Annotated in this window: 14 protein-coding genes; 3 read left to right on the top strand and 11 right to left on the bottom strand. The window is 43.5% G+C overall.

Annotated features, from left to right (window positions below; all coding sequences use genetic code 11):
- Positions 1-62: 62 nt before the first annotated feature.
- From GS399_RS21195 to GS399_RS15290, 7 genes are all read right to left on the bottom strand, one after another.
- Entirely contained in the window at positions 63-626 is a 564-nt protein-coding gene (locus GS399_RS21195; RefSeq protein WP_439649253.1) for a T9SS type B sorting domain-containing protein, read from the bottom strand.
- A 1497-nt stretch (positions 627-2123) separates the two neighbouring features.
- Positions 2124-3023 (bottom strand): PorP/SprF family type IX secretion system membrane protein, encoded by a 900-nt coding sequence (locus GS399_RS15315; RefSeq protein ID WP_255491688.1) that lies wholly within the window; start codon positions 3021-3023, stop codon positions 2124-2126.
- Between the two features lie 45 nt (positions 3024-3068).
- The gene (locus GS399_RS15310; protein ID WP_160845517.1) at positions 3069-4415 is read right to left on the bottom strand and encodes a DUF4302 domain-containing protein; all 1347 of its coding nucleotides are present in this window, start codon (positions 4413-4415) and stop codon (positions 3069-3071) included.
- 6 nt (positions 4416-4421) lie between these two features.
- Positions 4422-5294, bottom strand: coding sequence for a substrate import-associated zinc metallohydrolase lipoprotein (locus GS399_RS15305; protein ID WP_160845516.1), 873 nt, complete (start codon positions 5292-5294; stop codon positions 4422-4424).
- Positions 5295-5330: 36 nt separating this feature from the next.
- On the bottom strand, positions 5331-6746 hold the full coding sequence (locus GS399_RS15300) for a RagB/SusD family nutrient uptake outer membrane protein (RefSeq protein ID WP_160845515.1): 1416 nt from the start codon (positions 6744-6746) through the stop codon (positions 5331-5333).
- A gap of 10 nt (positions 6747-6756) precedes the next feature.
- Positions 6757-10386, bottom strand: coding sequence for a SusC/RagA family TonB-linked outer membrane protein (locus GS399_RS15295; RefSeq protein WP_160845514.1), 3630 nt, complete (start codon positions 10384-10386; stop codon positions 6757-6759).
- Positions 10387-10483: 97 nt separating this feature from the next.
- Entirely contained in the window at positions 10484-11650 is a 1167-nt protein-coding gene (locus GS399_RS15290) for a FecR family protein (protein WP_160845513.1), read from the bottom strand.
- A 255-nt stretch (positions 11651-11905) separates the two neighbouring features.
- On the opposite strand from GS399_RS15290, the gene GS399_RS15285 reads away from it, so the two are divergent.
- Positions 11906-12478 (top strand): sigma-70 family RNA polymerase sigma factor, encoded by a 573-nt coding sequence (locus GS399_RS15285; RefSeq protein WP_160845512.1) that lies wholly within the window; start codon positions 11906-11908, stop codon positions 12476-12478.
- A gap of 22 nt (positions 12479-12500) precedes the next feature.
- On the opposite strand, the gene GS399_RS15280 is transcribed toward GS399_RS15285, so the two are convergent.
- Positions 12501-13598, bottom strand: a complete 1098-nt coding sequence (locus GS399_RS15280) for a DUF5700 domain-containing putative Zn-dependent protease (RefSeq protein ID WP_160845511.1) — start codon at positions 13596-13598, stop codon at positions 12501-12503.
- A gap of 979 nt (positions 13599-14577) precedes the next feature.
- Here GS399_RS15280 and GS399_RS15275 point away from each other — a divergent pair.
- Positions 14578-14886 carry a hypothetical protein gene (locus GS399_RS15275; RefSeq protein WP_160845510.1) on the top strand — a complete coding sequence of 103 codons (309 nt, stop codon included), beginning with the start codon at positions 14578-14580 and terminating at the stop codon, positions 14884-14886.
- Between the two features lie 175 nt (positions 14887-15061).
- On the opposite strand, the gene GS399_RS15270 is transcribed toward GS399_RS15275, so the two are convergent.
- Genes GS399_RS15270 through GS399_RS15260 form a run of 3 tightly spaced genes read right to left on the bottom strand, consistent with a single transcriptional unit; the run spans position 15062 to position 17393 of the window.
- Positions 15062-15640: a TlpA family protein disulfide reductase gene (locus tag GS399_RS15270; RefSeq protein ID WP_160845509.1), complete on the bottom strand. Its 579-nt coding sequence runs from the start codon at positions 15638-15640 to the stop codon at positions 15062-15064.
- 7 nt (positions 15641-15647) lie between these two features.
- Positions 15648-16355, bottom strand: a complete 708-nt coding sequence (locus GS399_RS15265; protein WP_160845508.1) for a head GIN domain-containing protein — start codon at positions 16353-16355, stop codon at positions 15648-15650.
- Between the two features lie 57 nt (positions 16356-16412).
- Positions 16413-17393 (bottom strand): SDR family oxidoreductase, encoded by a 981-nt coding sequence (locus GS399_RS15260; protein WP_160845507.1) that lies wholly within the window; start codon positions 17391-17393, stop codon positions 16413-16415.
- A gap of 1026 nt (positions 17394-18419) precedes the next feature.
- Between GS399_RS15260 and GS399_RS15255 the strand changes: the two genes are divergently transcribed.
- Entirely contained in the window at positions 18420-18863 is a 444-nt protein-coding gene (locus tag GS399_RS15255; RefSeq protein WP_160845506.1) for a hypothetical protein, read from the top strand.
- Positions 18864-18906 lie beyond the last annotated feature (43 nt).

Below are 18906 nucleotides of genomic sequence, written 5' to 3'. Positions count from 1 at the left end.
AGTTGTTAAGGTTTTATATTATCAAAAAGTCGGAGTAATGACCGTTACTCCGACTTGCACTGTTAATATTTAATTACCACAAATCCTTTTCGAGAATTTCCGTTAGACAGTTCCAATACATAATAGTAAGTTCCTTGTGGTATTTTGCTTCCTTTATACGGCCCGGTACTTGCCGTCGCATCCCAGGTGTTGTTATAGTCTGTTGCCTCATAATGCTTCCGGCCCGACGCGTCAAACACAGTCAGGTGGTTACCGCCAAACTTTTCGATATTCTGGATATAGAAAACATCATTCGCGCCGTCGTTATTCGGTGAGAACGCCGTAAAAACTTGTAAGGAATTTTTATCGTGCGGCGTGTCAAGCACTTGTACCGGTATTTGAATAGATTGAGCTCCTTCGAAGGCCGTAACTGTTATTACGGCGTTTCCATAAGCCTGAGCTTTCACATTTCCATACTGATCAACGCTAACCAGTCCCGGGTAGTCTGATTTATAAACCGCATGAAGGCCTAAATTCAGCGGCTGCACGAGGCTTTTGAGTGTAATAGTATCGCCGACGGTCATCGTCAACTTAGTGGGACTTACGTCGAGCACCCCCTGGTTTCCGAGCCGGCCATCCAGCAGCATGTTTTGTGCATAGATATCTCCGGAATAAATCGCTCCGACCCTTGTATCGCTCCAGACAGCTACGACCTGGTTGTTTACCGGATCACCCACGTTGATAGAACCTTTTAAACTGGTTTTACCGAGGTCAGGATGATAGTTGGAAATGAGCTTTTCATAAATAGGTTTTTTCTCATTGGTGTAACGTATAGCTTTGATTTTGGTATTGGTTTGGTTATCCTGGTAAAACAAAATCGTTTGGCCACCTGGTTGCGGGATTGCCTTAGTCGGTAGAATAGATGCATTAGCAGGTGCATTTATCAAAACCTTCCCTGTATCTGCTCTGAGGTATCCGCGATCGTTAAACTCCTGGAATTCGATCATTTCATTTTTATAAGCAAGGTCCACTGACGCGTAATATACCGATAAGCACGACTTTTCTTTATTATAATAAGCCACCGGGGTACCGAATTGCCGGTGTAAGGTATCCGTCGAAATAGACAGATCTTTCTTATAACTCAACTTGCCGTCACTCCGGATATGCTGCACACGAATACTTGGTTTTTGCAGAACAGGTGAAAGGTACCCGAAAAGAATATAAACTCCACCCTTGTCATCGGCCACTGTCATATAATCTCCGCCTATACTAATCCCTTTACCTGTAAAAATCGGCGTTTTCCATAAGCGTTTTAAGTTAGCGTCATAGCCCATAGCATGAAACTGCGATGGTAAGTTAAAGCCCGTTCCGCCTGACTTAAACATATAAGTCGCCAGGTAATTGCCGTTAGAGAACCGGTTTGTTTTAAAGTTATTGATCACATAATTGGTATCGACAGAGGATGAAAAGATCGAGTCAGCCGCCAGAATCTTCCCGTCAGTAGCTGACACTTTTTTTACCAGGATGGCCCCGGTATTTTTCGCCTCGTTATAATCGGTCCAGTTTGCCAGGGCTACGTTACCTGGGTAAAGCGCCAGCCTCGGAGCCGAACATTCAATACCTCCCCTGCTGGTATTTAACTTTTTACCTTCTGCGCCCCACGTTGGCGAGCCGTCAGCGGCATATTTGTATACATAAACATCGCTGAAATAATAGCCCATCGCCCCGGGGCGTGGACGGAACTTTCTAAAATCCTTGAAGATCGCCAGCGTGCCATCATCGTCCGTTCCGGCCATCGAGTAATCATCACTGGCAGAACCGGTAGGCTTGTCGCTGATAACCAACCCTTTGCCCGGCCATTTCAGAACACCGTTTTTGCTTAAACACTGAAGATAAAGTACCTGCATCGCTCCTGTCGCCGGAGGAATCGGTGTATTTTCGAAAGAAATATAGGTGAAATACGTCGACCCGTCGGGATGCGTACTGGCTTTAATGCTCGTTTGCTGATTGGGTCCTTTCCATACAAGCGTGTTATTAATGTTATCGTCGGTAAACTGCGCAAATGCTCCGAATGATGTAAAGGTGATTATTAACAGGCAGAATATTTTTTTCATTTTCATTAATGTGGTGATTTGGGCCGTGTTTTAATTCTTTTTCGCTGGAATGGAGAGTCGCAGTCCGAGTTCATGCGTGGTGCCGGCTTGTTGCGAAAGCTCGCCCGTACCAGCGCCGAACGAATAGTTAAGGCCGATAAGTTTCTGGATCTTAAATCCGATATTCAGTCCTGCTTCCTGGCTTGTACGGTAAAGGGCGCCGATCCAGAACGTATCATCCATGAAAAGGGCCGTTAACACACCCTCGGCATTTACTGAACCGCTTGCCTGGTAGCAAACTAATCCGGACGGCCGCAGCTTCATACCCTGACTGGTTGCAAAGGTATATCCAGCTGCCAGATACGTCCGGAACATATTTTTGTCAAACAGCTGGGAGGTTACTTCATTGCCTTTGAATGAATTGTAGAAGAACTGCGGGGCTGATAGTCCAATATAATATTTATCACCATCGTAGTACATCCCAAACCCTGCGTTAAAGGCAAATGCCCGGCTGGTGTTAGCAAACAAGCCGGTCGTTTCCTGGTCTTTTATCAACAGATCTTCATTGCTTTCTTTCAATGATTCCCCGCCGCCTTGCAAACCAAAGTAAAGGGATCCGTTACTGAGCTGCAGTTTGTAAGAATATTGAGCCATTACATCTAACTGGCTGGTCACTCCGAAACTGTTATTATTTAAAAGAAGTCCTACAGAACCTTTTGTATTTCCCAGAGGCATGGCGATATTCATTCGCTGCGCTGAGGGAGCTCCCTCCACGTTAAGGGATTGTTTTCGGGCATTTAAACCTGCGGTAAAGCCTTCATAAGCACCGATGTAGGCCGGGTTAACCGCCACTTCATTAAAAGTATAGCTTAAAATTGGGCCGCTTGTCTGTGCCATACCTAAAGTGGCAGAGCACAGGACAGCCCCTAACATTAACAAACGCTTTATCATATATCTTTTTATCAAACTTAATTGATGATCGGCTAGCCGAATTAATTATTCATTTACTGTATTCTCTTTTCTGTTTCTCAACGTGACTGTAAACCAATAGCGGCTATCAGATCTGGAAATGAGTGTGAAGACACCGCTAGCTGCGGGCACCACCGTCAGCCCTTTGGGATCCAAAAGAACTTTGGTTACGAAAGGATCGGTGTAAATTTTAGGCCCTGAAAATCCGCTTGCGACAGTGGTTTTAAAAGTCAGGAATTGATAAAACAGTTTATCCTCGTCTTTTATCGTTGGCTTTAAATAATAACTATGAAAATCATAGGTCGCCCCGCCATCAAACGTTTCCACTGCCGTATATAAATTCTGATTTATATCGCCGCTTTGCGTTGTCCAGTTAAAGTATAACTGAGTGGTGTAGTATCCGTTCAGTAACAGTAGCTTTCTATAATAATCATCACTCACCAGCTGACTTACCCCGCTGATCTCATATTGCACCTGGCCGTCCATTAAAGCAGCACCCACGCCTTTATTACTATACAAGGCGGTATCTACAGGTGTAAGTGTCCCGCTAATACCTTTTGCGGCGTCGCCGATTGGGTAAACTCCGTTTGTTTGCCGGGTACCGAAATGCAAAGCACTTAACTGCTGATTACCTACATTTATCGGTTTTGTCAACTCAATCCCGTCAGCGGCTAATTTATATGGATACGAGTCTACTTGTGTCTGCCCGTCTTTCTGGTAAACCAGTAAAATACTGTTGGTGCGTGACTGGAAAACCGCTGTTGCCTGGAGCTTATTATTCGCAATATCTTTAAGATCAATCTGGCGGAAATACTTCATAGTCGGATCCAGCACGAACTGGCGGATTTCGCTCTGCATGTCAACCTTTGCTTTGAAAACCTTTAAACTTTCATCAGTAGCTTTTATCAAATGAAACCTAACGCCTTTATCAGCTAAATGAATAGGGTTGAGCCAAAATCCGCCTGAACTATCCGGTTTTATTTCAAATTCAAAATTACCCGAGGCCCGCTCATATAACCTTGCAAAAACGCTATACGTTTCGAAAGTAATTTCCGGCAAAACAACACCTGAAACTCTGTAATGGACATTTGACTGCTGGCGGTAGTCCTCGGTGCTGTTTATATAGTAATCAGATTCCATATGAACCGTATCACCCTTAAATGTCATGTGCATGTTGAAAGCCCCTGTACCCACCGCGGGTGTGTATTCAATTAGCCAGCCCTTGTCTGCTTCCTGCAAAGTTTTATTGTAGCTGGCGCAAATTTCGTCCATCCGGGGCAAGTCATCCGGAATTAAGCTGCCTGCTTCTTTTTGACATCCAGTAGCCAATACTCCTAAAAGAAGCCACAAAATATAGTGTTTAATTTCTTTCATAACGTATTAATTTCCAATATGATAACCTGTAATCGCCTGATCTACATTCACCTGAAGTATATGTATATCTATTCCCAGAGCTTTATAATAATCGTAAACCATGGCATACTTTTTTTCGAGCAAAGCGTTTCCTTTTATCGTTGCCAGGTAGTCAGCCTTTTGCATAGAAAGGATACCCTCCACCATCGTGGCAAAGTCTTCCGCTTCATTTGACATTCCGTAGGGAATCCAAAAACCACGGGAATTTGCTTCTGCCAGGCTATATTGGTCAAAACGGCTGCTTCCGGCATACAGGCCTTTTGATACATTATCAAAACCCTTTGGTCGCCCGTATAATTTATCCAGAACGTGGGCGAACTCGTGATGCATGGTTTTCGCCTGTTCCTTCATCCAGCTCATCCCGCTGTTGATTAGCCAAACTTTGTCGGTAGGCTTAAAATTGTTTAGGTCTGTCAGGATAATCCGGGAAGAGGATATAGCCAAACCGGCGGCGTTAAAACCAACCTCATCACCAGATTCATACTTCATTGTGGTACCAACGAGTACCACTTCTTTTGGCATGTTTTTAAGCATGAAATTATCTACCTGCATATCATAAGGTATAGCCCATATTTTTTCTAAAAAATCCAGGTAGTAAAGCACATTATCATAGTTGGGCGGTGCGATCACAACATCGTTGCCGAAATACCGGCGGTCCCATTTATAAATGAATTTCGACCGGTATTTACCTTCCAGTTCATAAACCTTAAGGTCGGTTGGATCGGTAGGTATCGGCCTTGGCGCTGGTGTGTCAAGCACAATTGGATCCTCGGTCTTACAAGCAGGCAATGCCAGCGCCGTGAGTGCAAGAATGAAGGATAGCTTAAAAAACTGTTTCATTTAAATTGTGATCAAATGTTCAATTAATTTCATGTCTTATCTGGGGTTAGGAACAATGGCTTTGTTAATAGTCAGTTCCCTGAATGGAATTTGAATGGCGTAGCGCAGGTCCCCGGAAGACAGCGTTTCAGTGCCTGATCCCGTGCTGTGGGTAACTGGTAGTTTCAGGCGTTTAATATCGAACCATCGGTAACCTTCGTATGCCAGCTCGAGCCTTCTTTCCGTGTAAACTCTTTGCAGCAACAAGTCGCTGAGCGTTCCGGTGGCTGAGAATTGAGCGGCTGTCAAGGCTGTAAACGGACTGTAACGCTTGATCAAAATCTTATTCAGATCAGTGATAGCGGCATTATAATCAGGTTTTAAAGAGCGCACATATGCTTCCGCTTGGTTCAGCAACACCTCCTCTACTGAGAAAAGTACCACGTTCGATGACTGCTGCCCTGAAAGCTTAAGCATTTTCCAGTTAGGCGATGTATTCGAACTTATCACGAAAATCTTTCCGCGGTAATCCTGGTTAAGGTAAAGCTGTTTAAACTCATTCGCGTAAAAACCCGACGAGGCGTACCCGTTGTAGGTTGCCGATTGCGCAACCAGTAAGTTGTTGGATTTGGTTACCGAGCCATAATCCAGCGAAAAGTTGTAGAACTCATTTTTATTCGGGATGTAGTTGTTATAGTCGGCAATCAGGTCACGGACAGAAGAATTTAGCGCAAGCGCTTTGTTTGAAGCGTCAATACAGCCGGCCCAGTCGCCTTCATATAATTTAACCCGGGATAAAAATGCGTAAGCGGAAGCTTTCTGAAAATGATATCCAGGCTCCGTAACTAGTTTATCGTTTACCATGTCTGCTCCTTTTAGCAGATCTGCTTCGATCTTGCTGTAAACATCGGCGACCGACTGACGTGGAAAGTTTTCCTGCTGCGCATCACCTGTGCCAAGCTGGTATGGAACCCCCGGATCTGCTGCAGCTGTCGCCGGATCATAGTGTTTTGCAAAAATATTCACCAGCATAAAGTGGCAATAAGCACGGATCAAATAAGCTTCACCCAATACCGAACGTTTCAAGTCTGACTCTTCCGGAAGTTTACTTAACCCCTCGATCACCACATTTGCGTTATATATCTTATTATAATAGCTATTCCATGCCTTTTCCGGCCCGATAGGCAGATTTTGGTCGTAGCCGTCGGACCAGGTATACAGCGGCTTGATCCAGCTGACTAGGCTGGGCTGATTGAAACTGGTGTAATCATAGTATCTGAAGTTGTCTGTCATAAATTCCGTAAACAGGTAATATGCCTCAGGATACGCGTTAACTACCATCGCCTGGTAATCTTCAACCGACTGCGGACTTACCCTCGCGTCAGGCACTTCGCTCAAATATTTTTTACAGCCGGAGAAAATCGCAGTAAGCAGGAATAAAGCAATCAGCAGATATGGGCTTTTCTTATTCATTATTATTCGTTTAAAAATCTACAGAAAGACTAAATGCTACAGTTTTTGTCATAGGCACATTGGTTCCGCCAAGCAATGATTCCGGATCTTGTCCGTTCAACTTCGCGTCGGCCCAAACGTGGAGGTTCTGGCCCTGCACCTGGAATTGCGCGTTTTTTATCCCTGCTTTAGTAATCAGGCGTTTCGGCAGGTTATAACCAAGGCTGACATTCTTTAAGCGCACATACGAGCCGTCGGCCACGCGGATGGTACTCCGGTTGTAACTGGTAACCGGGTCCGCGTTTTGAAGTCTCCAGCTGTCATATGTTTCCTGGTCGAGTATACGTGGCACATTTGTGTAGATTTCATCGCCCGGTGTCGTCCAGCGGTTTGCCAGGTCCTGGCTCAGCGCATTTACGTCATCGTAATAAGCCTGGTAAAAAGGAAGCAGGCGGATTTTATTTCCATAAGAGTAAGTAAGGAGCATCGACAAACTAAATGCCTTATATCGGAAAGTATTCGTAAAACCACCCGACGCAAGCGGGTCGCGGCTGCCTTCGTATTTCAACAGGCTCATATCGGTCGAATAGCGATTTATCAGCGATGTTTTCTCTCCTTTTTCATCGTAAAATAAAGGAAGGCCCTCTCCATCCAGCCCGGCAAACCTGAAAGAATACAAACCATTCAGCGGCCGTCCCACCTGGGCGCTGCCGGCGTCACCCGTGGCTTGTAAAACAGTTTGGTTAAAGAATGCATCGAGAACGGTGTTCTTGTTGTAGCCCCAGGTCAGTACCGTGTTCCAGCTCAGGTTTTTAACAACCGGTGTCGTAAAGTTAAGCGTCAACTCCAAACCAGAATTTTTCATACTGGCCCAATTCACATTTTTATTGGCAAAGCCGGTAACCATTGATGCCGGTATTGAGCCGATCTGGTCATACTCTCTACGGTCATAATATTCGATCGAGCCATTTAGCTTATTGAAAAATCCAAAATCAAGGCCGACGTTTAAAATATGTTCCTTTTCCCAACGCAGGTTTGGATTATCGGGAGCAACTACGTAGAGTGTCGGTTCATCTGTATCAACGTCAAGGCGGTTTGTTTTTCCATAATAAACAAGCATTTCGGAGCTACCGATACCACCGATATTACCTCTTAAACCATACGATGCGCGTAATTTCAGGATATCAAGCCAGCTCAGCTCTGAAAGAAAATTTTCCCTGTCGAGATTCCAGCTTGTTCCGGCCTGCCATGTTGGGAGGAACTTAAACCGCTGTGTTTTGCCAAGTCGGTTTGAGCCGTCAGATCGAAGAGAAACTGAGAAGTTATACCTGTCGAGATATGTATAGGCTGTGTTTGCGAAATATGAGAACTCGTTGTTTACCGAGGTTGTGAAGCCGTAATACGACGAACCCGAAAGCAGGTCGCGCTGCACGGCGCGGTAATCTGGCGATGCACTGCGGCCACGATAAAATTCATAACCATATCCTTTCGTATAGGTATTTTCATAGTCTTTATGACGGAGTTCAGTACCTGCAAGTATATCAAATACATGGTCCTTCCCGATAGTAGGTTTCCAGTTCAGTGAGTTCCGGACTGTATAAAAAGTACCACGGGTTTCATTCATGATCAAAATACCTCCGCGCGGCAGAACAGAGATCGGGTATTGATCAACATCGTTTGGATCGTTAAATAAATAAGGATTTCCGTTCCGTACTTCAAGATTGTCTGATACTTCGCGGTAAGCCTGAGCGGTATTGGAACGTTCGGTAATACTATGATCGCTCGCTGCGGTTGTCAGCCTGCCCGAAACAAGCCCGCTGTAAGTTAAATTTTTCGATAGCTTCAATCCCACATCCGCCTGCAGCTTGAGCTCACGCGTTTTCATATCGACAAAATTGTTCTGAAGCTCTTGCAGGACATTGAACGGTACGTAATTGTTTAAGTAATATTCGTAGTTACCCGCTTTGTCAAACGGCCGCATTGCACGGCTCGTGCTCATCGCATACGAGTAAGGGTTCAGGTCGAACTCCCGTGAAGTGATGCCATTATCCGTATAAGCATCGGCTGTTCCGAAAACACGCTGATTACGTGCCGACATGTAAAGCGTAGGACTGATTGTAAGCCTCTTGTTAATATTGAACGTTGCGTTCATGTTGGCGGTATACCGGTGTGTATTCTGACCATCCGTTTGACCGTTGTCATTATACAGGGATACAGAAGTATAATATTGCGCCTGGTCTGTACCTCCCGAAAGGCTTAAACTATGTTCCTGGGCTAGCGAGTTATGAAACAGTTCCTTAAACCAATCGGTATTCTGCATTTTGTCTTCTCTCATCAGCTGATCGAATCGGTCATCAGTGATCTGTTTTTTCGACCACTGCGAATACAGCGATCCGTAAGCACCATATGAACTGTTAAAATTCACAAGCGCATCAGGATTTTTCAGGTAATAATCCTCAGAAAATTCCATTCGCTGCTTAGAATTAAGCACGTTAAAATCCAGGATTGTCGGCTTAATAGTAAGCGTAGAATTATTCCGGTAATTAACGGACATCGCGCCCTTTCTACCCCTTTTTGTGGTGATAACGATCACACCATTTACGGCCTGTGTACCGTACATCGCTGTCGCGGAAGCGTCCTTTAAAACCTGGATATCCGCGATATCGCTCGGGTTTAGTCCGCTGATAGCTGAACTTAAAAGATCGGAGGCATCACCGCTATACAACTGGTTAGGGTTAATATTCACAATCTCATCCAGAACTACACCGTCGACGACCCATAAGGGCTCCTTGTTACCACTGATCGATGAGCTGCCGCGGATACGTATTTTAGGTTTTGAGCCGAAGGTGGATGAAGGTATTTCAACACTCACACCGGCAACCTGTCCCTGCAACATTTTCCCAACATCAGGTAATGCAAGCTGCTGAATTTTGTCGGCGCCGATCTTTCCTACAGAACCTGTAAACGTCCGTTTATCTACTTTTTGATACCCGGTAACAACGACATCTTTCAGCTCTTTTACCTCAATTGACATTTCAACATTAAAGCTGCCCTGATCAGTAATAGCGATCTCTCGGGTTTTATATCCTGCCATGCTGAACGTCAGGATTTTTGCATCGTCTGATACCGATAACTGGAAATTACCTTTCGCATCAGTGCTTGTTCCGGCTGAAGGATTACCTTTTACAAAAACACTGACACCCGGCATCGGTGCATGATCTTCCGCACTGGTAACCGTACCTCTTATGATTTTCACCGGCCTGCTTGCTTCGCTTTTCAGCGGACGAATACTTTTTTCCGCGTCATGTTTTAATACAATCAGGTTATTATTGATAGAGTAAACCAGGTTGTAATCGCTAAGCACTGTTGATAATACCTGGCCAAGGGGCTGGTCTTTTATATCCAGATCTATCTTCTTTTCAGAAGCGACATCATCTACGCTATAAAAAAAACTATACTGCGAACTTTTTTCGAGCTTTCGCAAAACAGTTTCCAGATCAGCATGCTTAACCTTCAAACTTACGTTAGCTGACTGAGAGTAAACAGTTGCCGAAAGCTGCATGGTTACAGCGAGGATCAGCAAGGTGGTTAATTTCATCGTTCGAAATAGAAGTTTTCTTCTCCCCGTTACCGGGAAGAACCGTTTTCGTTTTTTATTCATACTTTCGTATAGTTAAGTAGTTAACAGTGCGAAATACGTTGACCGACGCCGTTCGCACACATTCTAATTGACGGGAAGTGTGACCGCACTTCTCGTTTTATTTTACATAAATTTTATTGCCAGCTACGCTGATCTTTACCTTTCCTGTTCCTTCAAGGATATTGGCAATACGTTCAAAAGAATCTGTTTTGCTGACCGAGCCCTTAAAACGAACCTTTCTGAGCTGTTCATTTTCAAATTCAACTTCCGCTCCATACCATCTGCCCAGATCCGACATGATCTCTCCGAGAGCCTGATCTTCAAAATCAAATCGGCCTTCTTTCCACGCTATTGCTGGATTTACATCAACTTCCCTTACCTGCATTTGACCGCTGCCGGTAATGTAAGACGACTGAAAACCCGGTTCCAAAAGTGCTGTAGCCGACACGTTCGCCGGATCTGTCATTTTTGCTTTACCGCTAACTAACGTGGTGGTTGTTTTTGATTCTGCTTTATAAGATTTTACATTGAACGAGGTGCCGATATCTTCTACATTGATCCCGTTTGTTTTTACCAGGAACGGCTGTTTCTCATTGTGCTTAATATCGAAGAAAGCCTCACCATCTAACTGAACCTGGCGGATGTTTCCGTTGAAGGCGACCGGGTAAGTGAAAGTTGTTCCTGCGTTTAACCAAACGGTTGACCCATCGGCAAGCTGAATCTTAAAGTCGCGCTGAGCAGGGACGATGATTGTGTGGTACTGATCTTTTACAGACGCGGTAGCATCATAAACCAACTCCTTTGTATCCTTATCTTTAACAACTACACCGTTTTCTATTTTACTTGCATCATCCAGGTTGATCTTTTCTCCCGTTGATGTATAAAGCACAATGCCTGCCGGAGCCTTATTTGAAAAAGCTTGTGAATTCGGGACATCCTTTTTATTAAAGACCGTGAGATAAACCGCAGCTCCAATCAAAACCGGAAGCGCAATAATTGCTGCATATTTAATTAAAATACTCAGCGACCGAGATGCTTTATGTTCTCTGTTGCCAGCCCGTTGAACAAACTGATTCCAGTGTTCATTTATATCGAATTCTTCGTGGCGCTCAAACCTCTTTCCTATGGATGACTGAGCCATGAATTGGTTATAAAACTGCCTGTTATCGGCGTTTAAGTTAACCCATTGCTCAAGCTCCGCTGTTTCCTTCTCAGTAATTGAACCAAGCACCTTGCGCGCAAGAAGCTCACTTAACCGAAAATCTGACATATGTTGATGTTTCATAGTAATTTCTTACTTAGTTAACTTTCCGCTAACAATCACTAAGACACCGGCAAAAAGAAAGTGGGTAGTATGAGAAATAAAAAATTGTAGAAATTTATTTCCGGCAGGCATTTTTGTTCGATTCGAAATATAAATGGCCCTAATTTTTATTTACAGATTGAATATTTAAAAATTAGCAATATATTGGCCAGCTCATTTACAATCTTCTTGGAAAATAAATGGTTTATATGGGGATAATTTTACTATTTAGTGTAGATGACGGTGAGCATTGGTTTTGAAAAAAAAACCTCCAATCTTAACAGCTTTAAAAAAACTTACAGCGCGTATTTCGGGTCGGTTGTAACCTTCATTCAACGCATTACCAATGATTATGATGCAGCCGTCGATCTTGCGCAAGATACTTTTGTATCGATGCTCGATAAACAGGATACGATCAGAAATGAAGAGGCGATTAAATCCTATTTGTATTCCACCGCGCGAAATAAGGCATTGAACTACCTGCGCAGTTTAAAGGTTAGGGAAAAATATGTTCAGGAAGAGATAGCAGAAAAAGACAATGAAATCTATTTCCAACAGTTAGCCATAGAAGAAGATGCTTACCGGCTGATCTTAAAATCAATCCAGGAAAATCTCAATGATCAATGCAGGAAGGTGCTGTTGCACAGCTTAAAGGGTGCGAAAAATCATGAAATCGCAGAACTACTGGATATATCGGTCAATACTGTAAAATATCACAAAAAAAACGCTTACAGGATTTTAAAATTGAAGTTGCAGGATGTAGCTTTTTTATTAGCTCTGTCAGGTTTTCTTATCGCAATGAAAAAATAATAAAGCTTTTTAGTTTATACTGCTAGTTCTTCGGCCGGTATTTTTTCTCCATTCCTTTAATATAGGTTATCGATTTCTTTGAAAACACGGGTGGCTTCTGACTGTCCCTGGCGGCAGCCTTATTGTAGAGATAAATAAATGCAAACGGGTTTTGGATACTTGCTAACATATTTGTCTTAAAACCATTTCGCACAATTATGTCGGCCATATAATAGCCAGGGCAGTGTCCGCTTGTCCACCTGATTAAATTCCGGAATTCTTTCTCTGTCTTAAACTTTTCACCTTTCGAATCTGCCATATCCAGCAAGATCGTGTCAACCTGCCTGACAATGCTGTCGGCCTGGAACAGCTCAAAATCAGAAAACTGGAATTCCATTGGCAATTCTTTTTCATGCAAAAGTTCGTATGACTTATCGATCATATCTGCAGTACCTTCATTCAAAACACCATTAAGAAAATACATAATGCCGTTTTCGTTATCAGCTACATGTTCGAAGGCCTTTCCTTTACGCAACACATGGTGCATTTCATGTCCTCCAAGTATCCCTTCTTTCAGCTTATCCTGGTTATATGCGGTCCATAAAGTAGCAATTACGGTACCTCCGCCTGCTATCGCGTCATTTTCTATTCCCAGAAATTGAATATTGACCGTTGTATCTTTTTTTTGAAGGTTCCGTGGAAGCCAGTTAAAAGCATTTTTATATATAGAATCCAGGTAAGATGGGTTTGAAAGCTGTTTTTCGTAATTCTTCAGTTCCTTTTCATATTCTTTGTACACATAAACTTTATAGGTCATCCAATAAGACGCCGGGTCTTTTTTAATCGCTATTAACCTCGACTGTAAAAGGCTATCGTATTTAGGCATGTAAACGAACTGGATATTTTTCCTCAGCCGTTCCAAATAGTTCTTATCAAATCCCTGGTTGTCAACGTAAATATGGTTAGCTTCAATATTTAGAAATTTGTTCCAGTCGTCAACAGCCAGCGAATCCCCATGCTTCAGGGGTTCCACCATTTTCCAATAAGCGTCTAAGGGCGAGGTATCAATTTTTTGCGCCAGTAAGGAAGAAAAATTTAGTGAGAGAAAAAAAGCGACTAATAATTTAAAACGTATGTTCATATAATTGCAAAACGATGCGGAATGTCAAGGGAAACTCTATATTTTTTAAAGATATTAATTTAAGCGATCTTTTATAATCGCTGTCTGGCCCGCCCCTGGCTTAAGCTTAAGGGAAGATGGAGCGGAGATTTTCTTAATGCCTGTTATGACAGAACTTTTCAACTTCATCCGCTCAGTATCGCCCTGCCGGCGCAACTCTTGGCGCCCGAACAATGCGCTGCCTGGCTTGTGCCTCAATCGTATTTTTCTTGTTCATACGCGTTTTGAACGCTTACGATCTGGCGTAAACTGACGCCTGTCGGCGCATAATGGCAGCCCAGCGCGCAAAGTGTCAGCGTTAATTTCGCAATAAACTGACTATCAGCGATTTTGAAAAAATCGTATCTGCCGGTTACATTTGTTACAAAACGTTGAGCGATTGCTAGCTAAATTTCCCTCAACAATCCAGGAGATAAGTGCGGGTGCAAGTGCAAGCCTGATACAGGATTAACCGGTGAAGAAAGCTCCTTTTCCGTTTAGCTTAGCAGATAACGGTGGCAGGGCATCGATATGCATACGTTATGGGTAAACAAAGCGTTAATCGGTGTTTTCGGAAGTGTCGCTCCTGCCCGCTCCCCGCGGAATTGCAGCTCGTGACCAATTTGCAAAATAGCTCCTTTTCTAACCTGTTTTGCCGCGTTTTTAGCACCAAACCGGCATTAAAAAACGCTCCTTTTTCACCCTCCCTCAACACAACCTTAACACAAGGTCAACCCTTCTTATATACTTCTTAAAAAAGAGCAAAATCCTGTCTTTTTTTATATACTAAAAAACCGTCGAAAAACTTTCCCGTTCCGGCCTTCCGGCCGCTAAATTTTAACCAGTTCTATTAGCAGGAACACAGCATGTAATTATAACCCGAAGTTCTTAATTACAACCGCTGGTTGTAGCATGACCGGTGTCCGATGCTTTACTTCATGAATAGCCTTAAACAAAACTTATGGGTATTCACCGCGAACCAATCGATCCGAAATACGCCGGCCAGTACGATAAGAAAGTCGTCGTAAAACACTGGCTGGGAAAAACAATCCTTACCGCCTACCCGGACATGAGCAAAGTCGTACCGAGCCCGGCTCAACTGGCGAAAAAAAGTCGGTTCAAACAAGCAGTTGCCTACGCCCGTTCCGTGATCAGCGATCCGCGGCAAGCCGCTGTTTACCGTACCAAAGTTCAGGCAAATAAATCCATTTACCACGCAGCTATCGCTGATTTCATGCGTAAAGATAAAGGCTGTCAGAATGGTTTCTGAGCTGTCATCGGATCGTGCCTGTAAGGCATCTGAAAGGGTTCTTCTTCGGGTATCTTACGTTTTTCAGGACTGAAAGCCGAAGCAGGTACGACGAAGGTCCCTTATAGAACACTCACTGTAATGGCAATTTAAATTCAGGGTCAAATCAATAATACACGATAGACGTGCGAAGTTTCTACTTGCTAAGCTGTGCTAAATAATCACTTACTTTCTTAGCCGAATAGTCGGCTACTCCTTCATGCAGAAAAACAATTTCGCCGTGTTTGTTTAAAATGAAAGTTGTTGGAACTGAGCCCCGGAACAACGTTTCAGGAATTGTCCCCTCTACGCTATAAACAGGAAGCGAGTATTTTCTTTTATCCATGAATTTCCGGGAATTTGCCAGGTTACCATCAACGTCGACCATGATGAAAACAATCGAATCGTTTGCTTTTGAACTTTGGTAAAGCTTTTCAATTGAAGGCATTTCTGCCCGGCAGGGTGGACACCAGGTTGCCCAAAAATTGACAAAAACGACTTTTCCGCGTAGATCGCGGAGATCTGTTATTTTTCCCTCGGAATTTTTGAAAGACATCTCCGGAACCAGCTTAGCTTCTGCTGGATATGCACTATTCGGTTCAACCTGAAAAAGACCAACCTTCATCAAACCTTGTAATACAAATGCTTTCGCACCCGGGCTAAACAACAGGATTAAACAAAAAACCAGTATAGCTGCGGATGAAATGTTTGACGCTGATAACTTAAAGCGCTTCATAGTGGCCTTAATCTGCCTTGCTGATGTCGGAACTTCCGGAACTGCTGACTGTTTTCACGCTGGCGCCGCCTTTGTAACTTACGTCGCTGGCGCCGCTGGCCGCAATCTGTAAAGTTTTGCTTGCGTATAATTCAGCGTCAGACCCGCCGCTGCAAGTTGCATTACAGGTTTCTGCAAGTAACTTATAAGCAGACACGTCGGAACCACCTTTTGCCACAATAGTAAAGGTTTTGGCTTTTCCGCTTAACTCGGCATCAGACCCGCCGTTTAGAGACACATTTAATTCGCCGGTATTGATGTTTAGTTTAAGGTCACTGCCGCCCGACGCGTTGATTGACAGAGAACTTAAATTAATCGCGTTTTGTCCGTAAACATCGGTACCGCCACTTACGTTGAGAGATTTTAAACTTTTAAAAGTAATGTACGCTTTAACCGATTCTTTATTTCCTGACCAAAGTGAACCGGCACTTTTCTTCACTTCAATTTTTAAAACTCCGTTTTCCTGGCTTACCTGGACATCTTTCAGGCGATCTGCGTCGCCCTTTAACTCCAGCTTTTCAGCTGTTCCCTGGCTAAGATAGAGGTCAACACCATTTGCAGCGGTGATGGAAGTGAATGGACTAACAGTCACCTGTTTCGAAGTTGTCTGCGCAAATAAGGAAGTTGCTATAAAAACAAATAAGCTGGTAATTAAGATTTTCTTGTTATTCATCATTCAATAAATGTCTGCCTAAATATACCAATTTAGATCATTGCATTTAAGGCCGCCAGCTCAATTTCGTTTCAGTAAAGCGAAAGCCCCTAAGGCTGCACTAAATAGTAATCCAACGGCAATATACTTCCTGTGAGCCTTTGGTTTCCCGGGAATGCCGTGTCCGCCAAAAATACTATGACCAAAATCAAGAGAGTTGAACAGGTTGCCGCTCGTTGCAGGGGTAGTCTTAGCTTGCTTGAGGTAAGTATTCATTACAAGCCTGGTAGATCGCGTGGTAACGGCTGGAAAAAGAGCGTGTGCCAGGCGAAGTACCGACGATGCGCTACCTACACTCACCGAGCTTCGCGGATTTTGAACAAGTGATACCACAGCCTTTGCTACCCGCCGCGGATCATAAACTGGCGGCGCCGGCTTAATCACCTTTCCTGTATAATTGCCTGCATGCCTGATACCAGGCGTGTCAAGAAATGCCGGAAACAAATCGCAAACGTAAATATCCGGCCATACCGATAGTTCAGCTCTAAGTGCTTCTGAAAAGCCGCGTAATCCGAACTTGCTTGCCGAATATCCCGTGCCATACGGAACTGGCAAAAATCCTCCTATCGAAATATTATTTATCAGTGTTCCATATTGCTGTCCTTTAAAATAAGGCATAACGGCATGTGCGCCATGTATATATCCGAGCAAGTTTGTCTTAATAACCTGGTCGTGTATTTCAAGAGGAGTTTTATCAAATTCGCCTACAGCAAGGACACCCGCGTTGTTTACCCATACATCGATTTTTCCAAACGCTTTATTTGCGGCAGACGCAAGGCTGATCATCGCGCCTTTTTCGGTTACATCTGTCGGCACCACCAGCACTTCTGCGCCAGCCGCCTCGCATTCACTTGCTACTTCCTTAAGTATTTGTTCATTTCGCGACGCAAGCACCAGTTTGGGCTGATAAGCTGCTAACTCGAGGGCTATCGCTAATCCGGCGCCGCTACTCGCTCCCGTAATTACGATGGTTTGCCCCGCTATAGATTTTTGCTGTTTCATGTATCCTTTTTCAATTTAACAGGAGAGAACTACATAAGTTTGGACGCGATTTACGCAAAGCTTGTACCTTTTTTAACGATAAATGCGCTCACGAGGCAGCTCCTTTTTCTGAAGTTCGCATCTTTTTATTTGCCTCCAAGAATACTTCCCAATTTCCGGATAGCTGAAAACGGAGATGCTGAAATGTCCATAGATTTATCAATTGTACCGGAAAACCCAAAGGAGTTACGAACGAGGATTTGGAAGGAAAAGAAGGGCTAACCTTCCAGGAGAATTGAGCTTTGATTTTCAGATGATCGCCTTTATAAAAAATCAGTTTATTGATTTTAATCCGATCAAACAAATAAAGGGAGCAATGCCCGTTGCTCCCTTTATAAAAACTTATTAATGTGCACTAGTAAGCAGCTATAAACATACAGAAATACATTATTTCTCTGAGCGCTATTACGAAGTTGTGATAATTCTTGTAAACTAATTCTCATGTTTTCCTAATAATTCTCTACATCTAAACAAACATTATAACTGTATCAGCGGCGAACAAAATATGTTCGTTTGCGAACACGCCCTTATAGAAAATATGCCTTTCAGACCCTTTAGACCATTGGCACGTTATTTTATTAACCTATATAAAAACAACAAAGTGAAAACTCTATTTAACCAATCCAGATTCTTGCTAACCTATTTGGTGTTTGTGACAGGATTAATGGTTTCAGTGTATTTTTACAGGTATGTAACAGACTGTGTAATTGCACAGAAAAAAAGCGAAAGTGCGCCAGCTTGCAAAGAAAATGAATACACGCTGTTTTTCAAACAAACATCTAGCGATACCACCAGGCAACTAAATCGGATGCCGTGCCGGACCGACTGCTAGTTCGTCCGCGATATTTTAATTAAGCAGCGGGTTTGCGCACACTCATTCGTTTAACAGCTGCCTACCTAAGATGTTGTGTGGTTGGAATTGACCTGCCCCAACACGGCAATTGATCTTAGAGAAAACAAAATTACAGCCAGAAAACTTATTTGGATATGAGAACATTTAAATCTTTGCTGGCTGGTCTTGGCGGCGCCCTTACTTTAAATTTCATTCATGAAACCGTAAGACATTTTGATCCTGCGGCTCCCCGGGTGGATAAATTAGGCGAGCAGGCCCTGTCCAAATCTATGGTAAATATAGGCATCAATCCGCCGGAAGGAAATCAGTTATACCAGGCTACATTAGCGGGAGATATTTTAAGCAATGCATTGTACTACAGCTTAATTGATGGTAAAAACAAAACAAGGTACTGGCTTAAAGGCGGATTATTTGGATTGGCAGCAGGCATCGGCGCCCTGTCTTTACCGGAACCGCTGGGTCTTGATTCCGAACCAGTCGCCGGTTCAACTAAACGTAAAAATCTCACTGTCCTTTATTATGTCGCCGGCGGATTGGCAACGGCAGGTATCCTGCATCTCTTAAACAAAAAACGATAAACACAAAAGCCAGCTCACACATCAGGCAAACTGGCTTTCTGTT

The sequence above is a fragment of the Hufsiella arboris genome (genome assembly GCF_009834875.1).
GTDB lineage: Bacteria > Bacteroidota > Bacteroidia > Sphingobacteriales > Sphingobacteriaceae > Hufsiella_A > Hufsiella_A arboris.
Note: the sequence above shows the minus strand (reverse complement) of the source record. Positions and strands in the feature narration are given on the sequence as shown.

What these genes read in the sequence shown, in the direction of transcription:
- GS399_RS15300 (WP_160845515.1), bottom strand. Translation starts at nt 6,746, where the DNA reads ATGAATAAGAAAAGCCCATATCTGCTGATTGCTTTATTCCTGCTTACT.
- GS399_RS15290 (WP_160845513.1), bottom strand. Translation starts at nt 11,650, where the DNA reads ATGAAACATCAACATATGTCAGATTTTCGGTTAAGTGAGCTTCTTGCG.
- GS399_RS15295 (WP_160845514.1), bottom strand. Translation starts at nt 10,386, where the DNA reads ATGAATAAAAAACGAAAACGGTTCTTCCCGGTAACGGGGAGAAGAAAA.
- GS399_RS15310 (WP_160845517.1), bottom strand. Translation starts at nt 4,415, where the DNA reads ATGAAAGAAATTAAACACTATATTTTGTGGCTTCTTTTAGGAGTATTG.
- GS399_RS15280 (WP_160845511.1), bottom strand. Translation starts at nt 13,598, where the DNA reads ATGAACATACGTTTTAAATTATTAGTCGCTTTTTTTCTCTCACTAAAT.
- GS399_RS15305 (WP_160845516.1), bottom strand. Translation starts at nt 5,294, where the DNA reads ATGAAACAGTTTTTTAAGCTATCCTTCATTCTTGCACTCACGGCGCTG.
- GS399_RS15260 (WP_160845507.1), bottom strand. Translation starts at nt 17,393, where the DNA reads ATGAAACAGCAAAAATCTATAGCGGGGCAAACCATCGTAATTACGGGA.
- GS399_RS21195 (WP_439649253.1), bottom strand. Translation starts at nt 626, where the DNA reads ATGCTGCTGGATGGCCGGCTCGGAAACCAGGGGGTGCTCGACGTAAGT.
- GS399_RS15315 (WP_255491688.1), bottom strand. Translation starts at nt 3,023, where the DNA reads ATGATAAAGCGTTTGTTAATGTTAGGGGCTGTCCTGTGCTCTGCCACT.
- GS399_RS15270 (WP_160845509.1), bottom strand. Translation starts at nt 15,640, where the DNA reads ATGAAGCGCTTTAAGTTATCAGCGTCAAACATTTCATCCGCAGCTATA.
- GS399_RS15275 (WP_160845510.1), top strand. Translation starts at nt 14,578, where the DNA reads ATGGGTATTCACCGCGAACCAATCGATCCGAAATACGCCGGCCAGTAC.
- GS399_RS15265 (WP_160845508.1), bottom strand. Translation starts at nt 16,355, where the DNA reads ATGATGAATAACAAGAAAATCTTAATTACCAGCTTATTTGTTTTTATA.
- GS399_RS15285 (WP_160845512.1), top strand. Translation starts at nt 11,906, where the DNA reads ATGACGGTGAGCATTGGTTTTGAAAAAAAAACCTCCAATCTTAACAGC.
- GS399_RS15255 (WP_160845506.1), top strand. Translation starts at nt 18,420, where the DNA reads ATGAGAACATTTAAATCTTTGCTGGCTGGTCTTGGCGGCGCCCTTACT.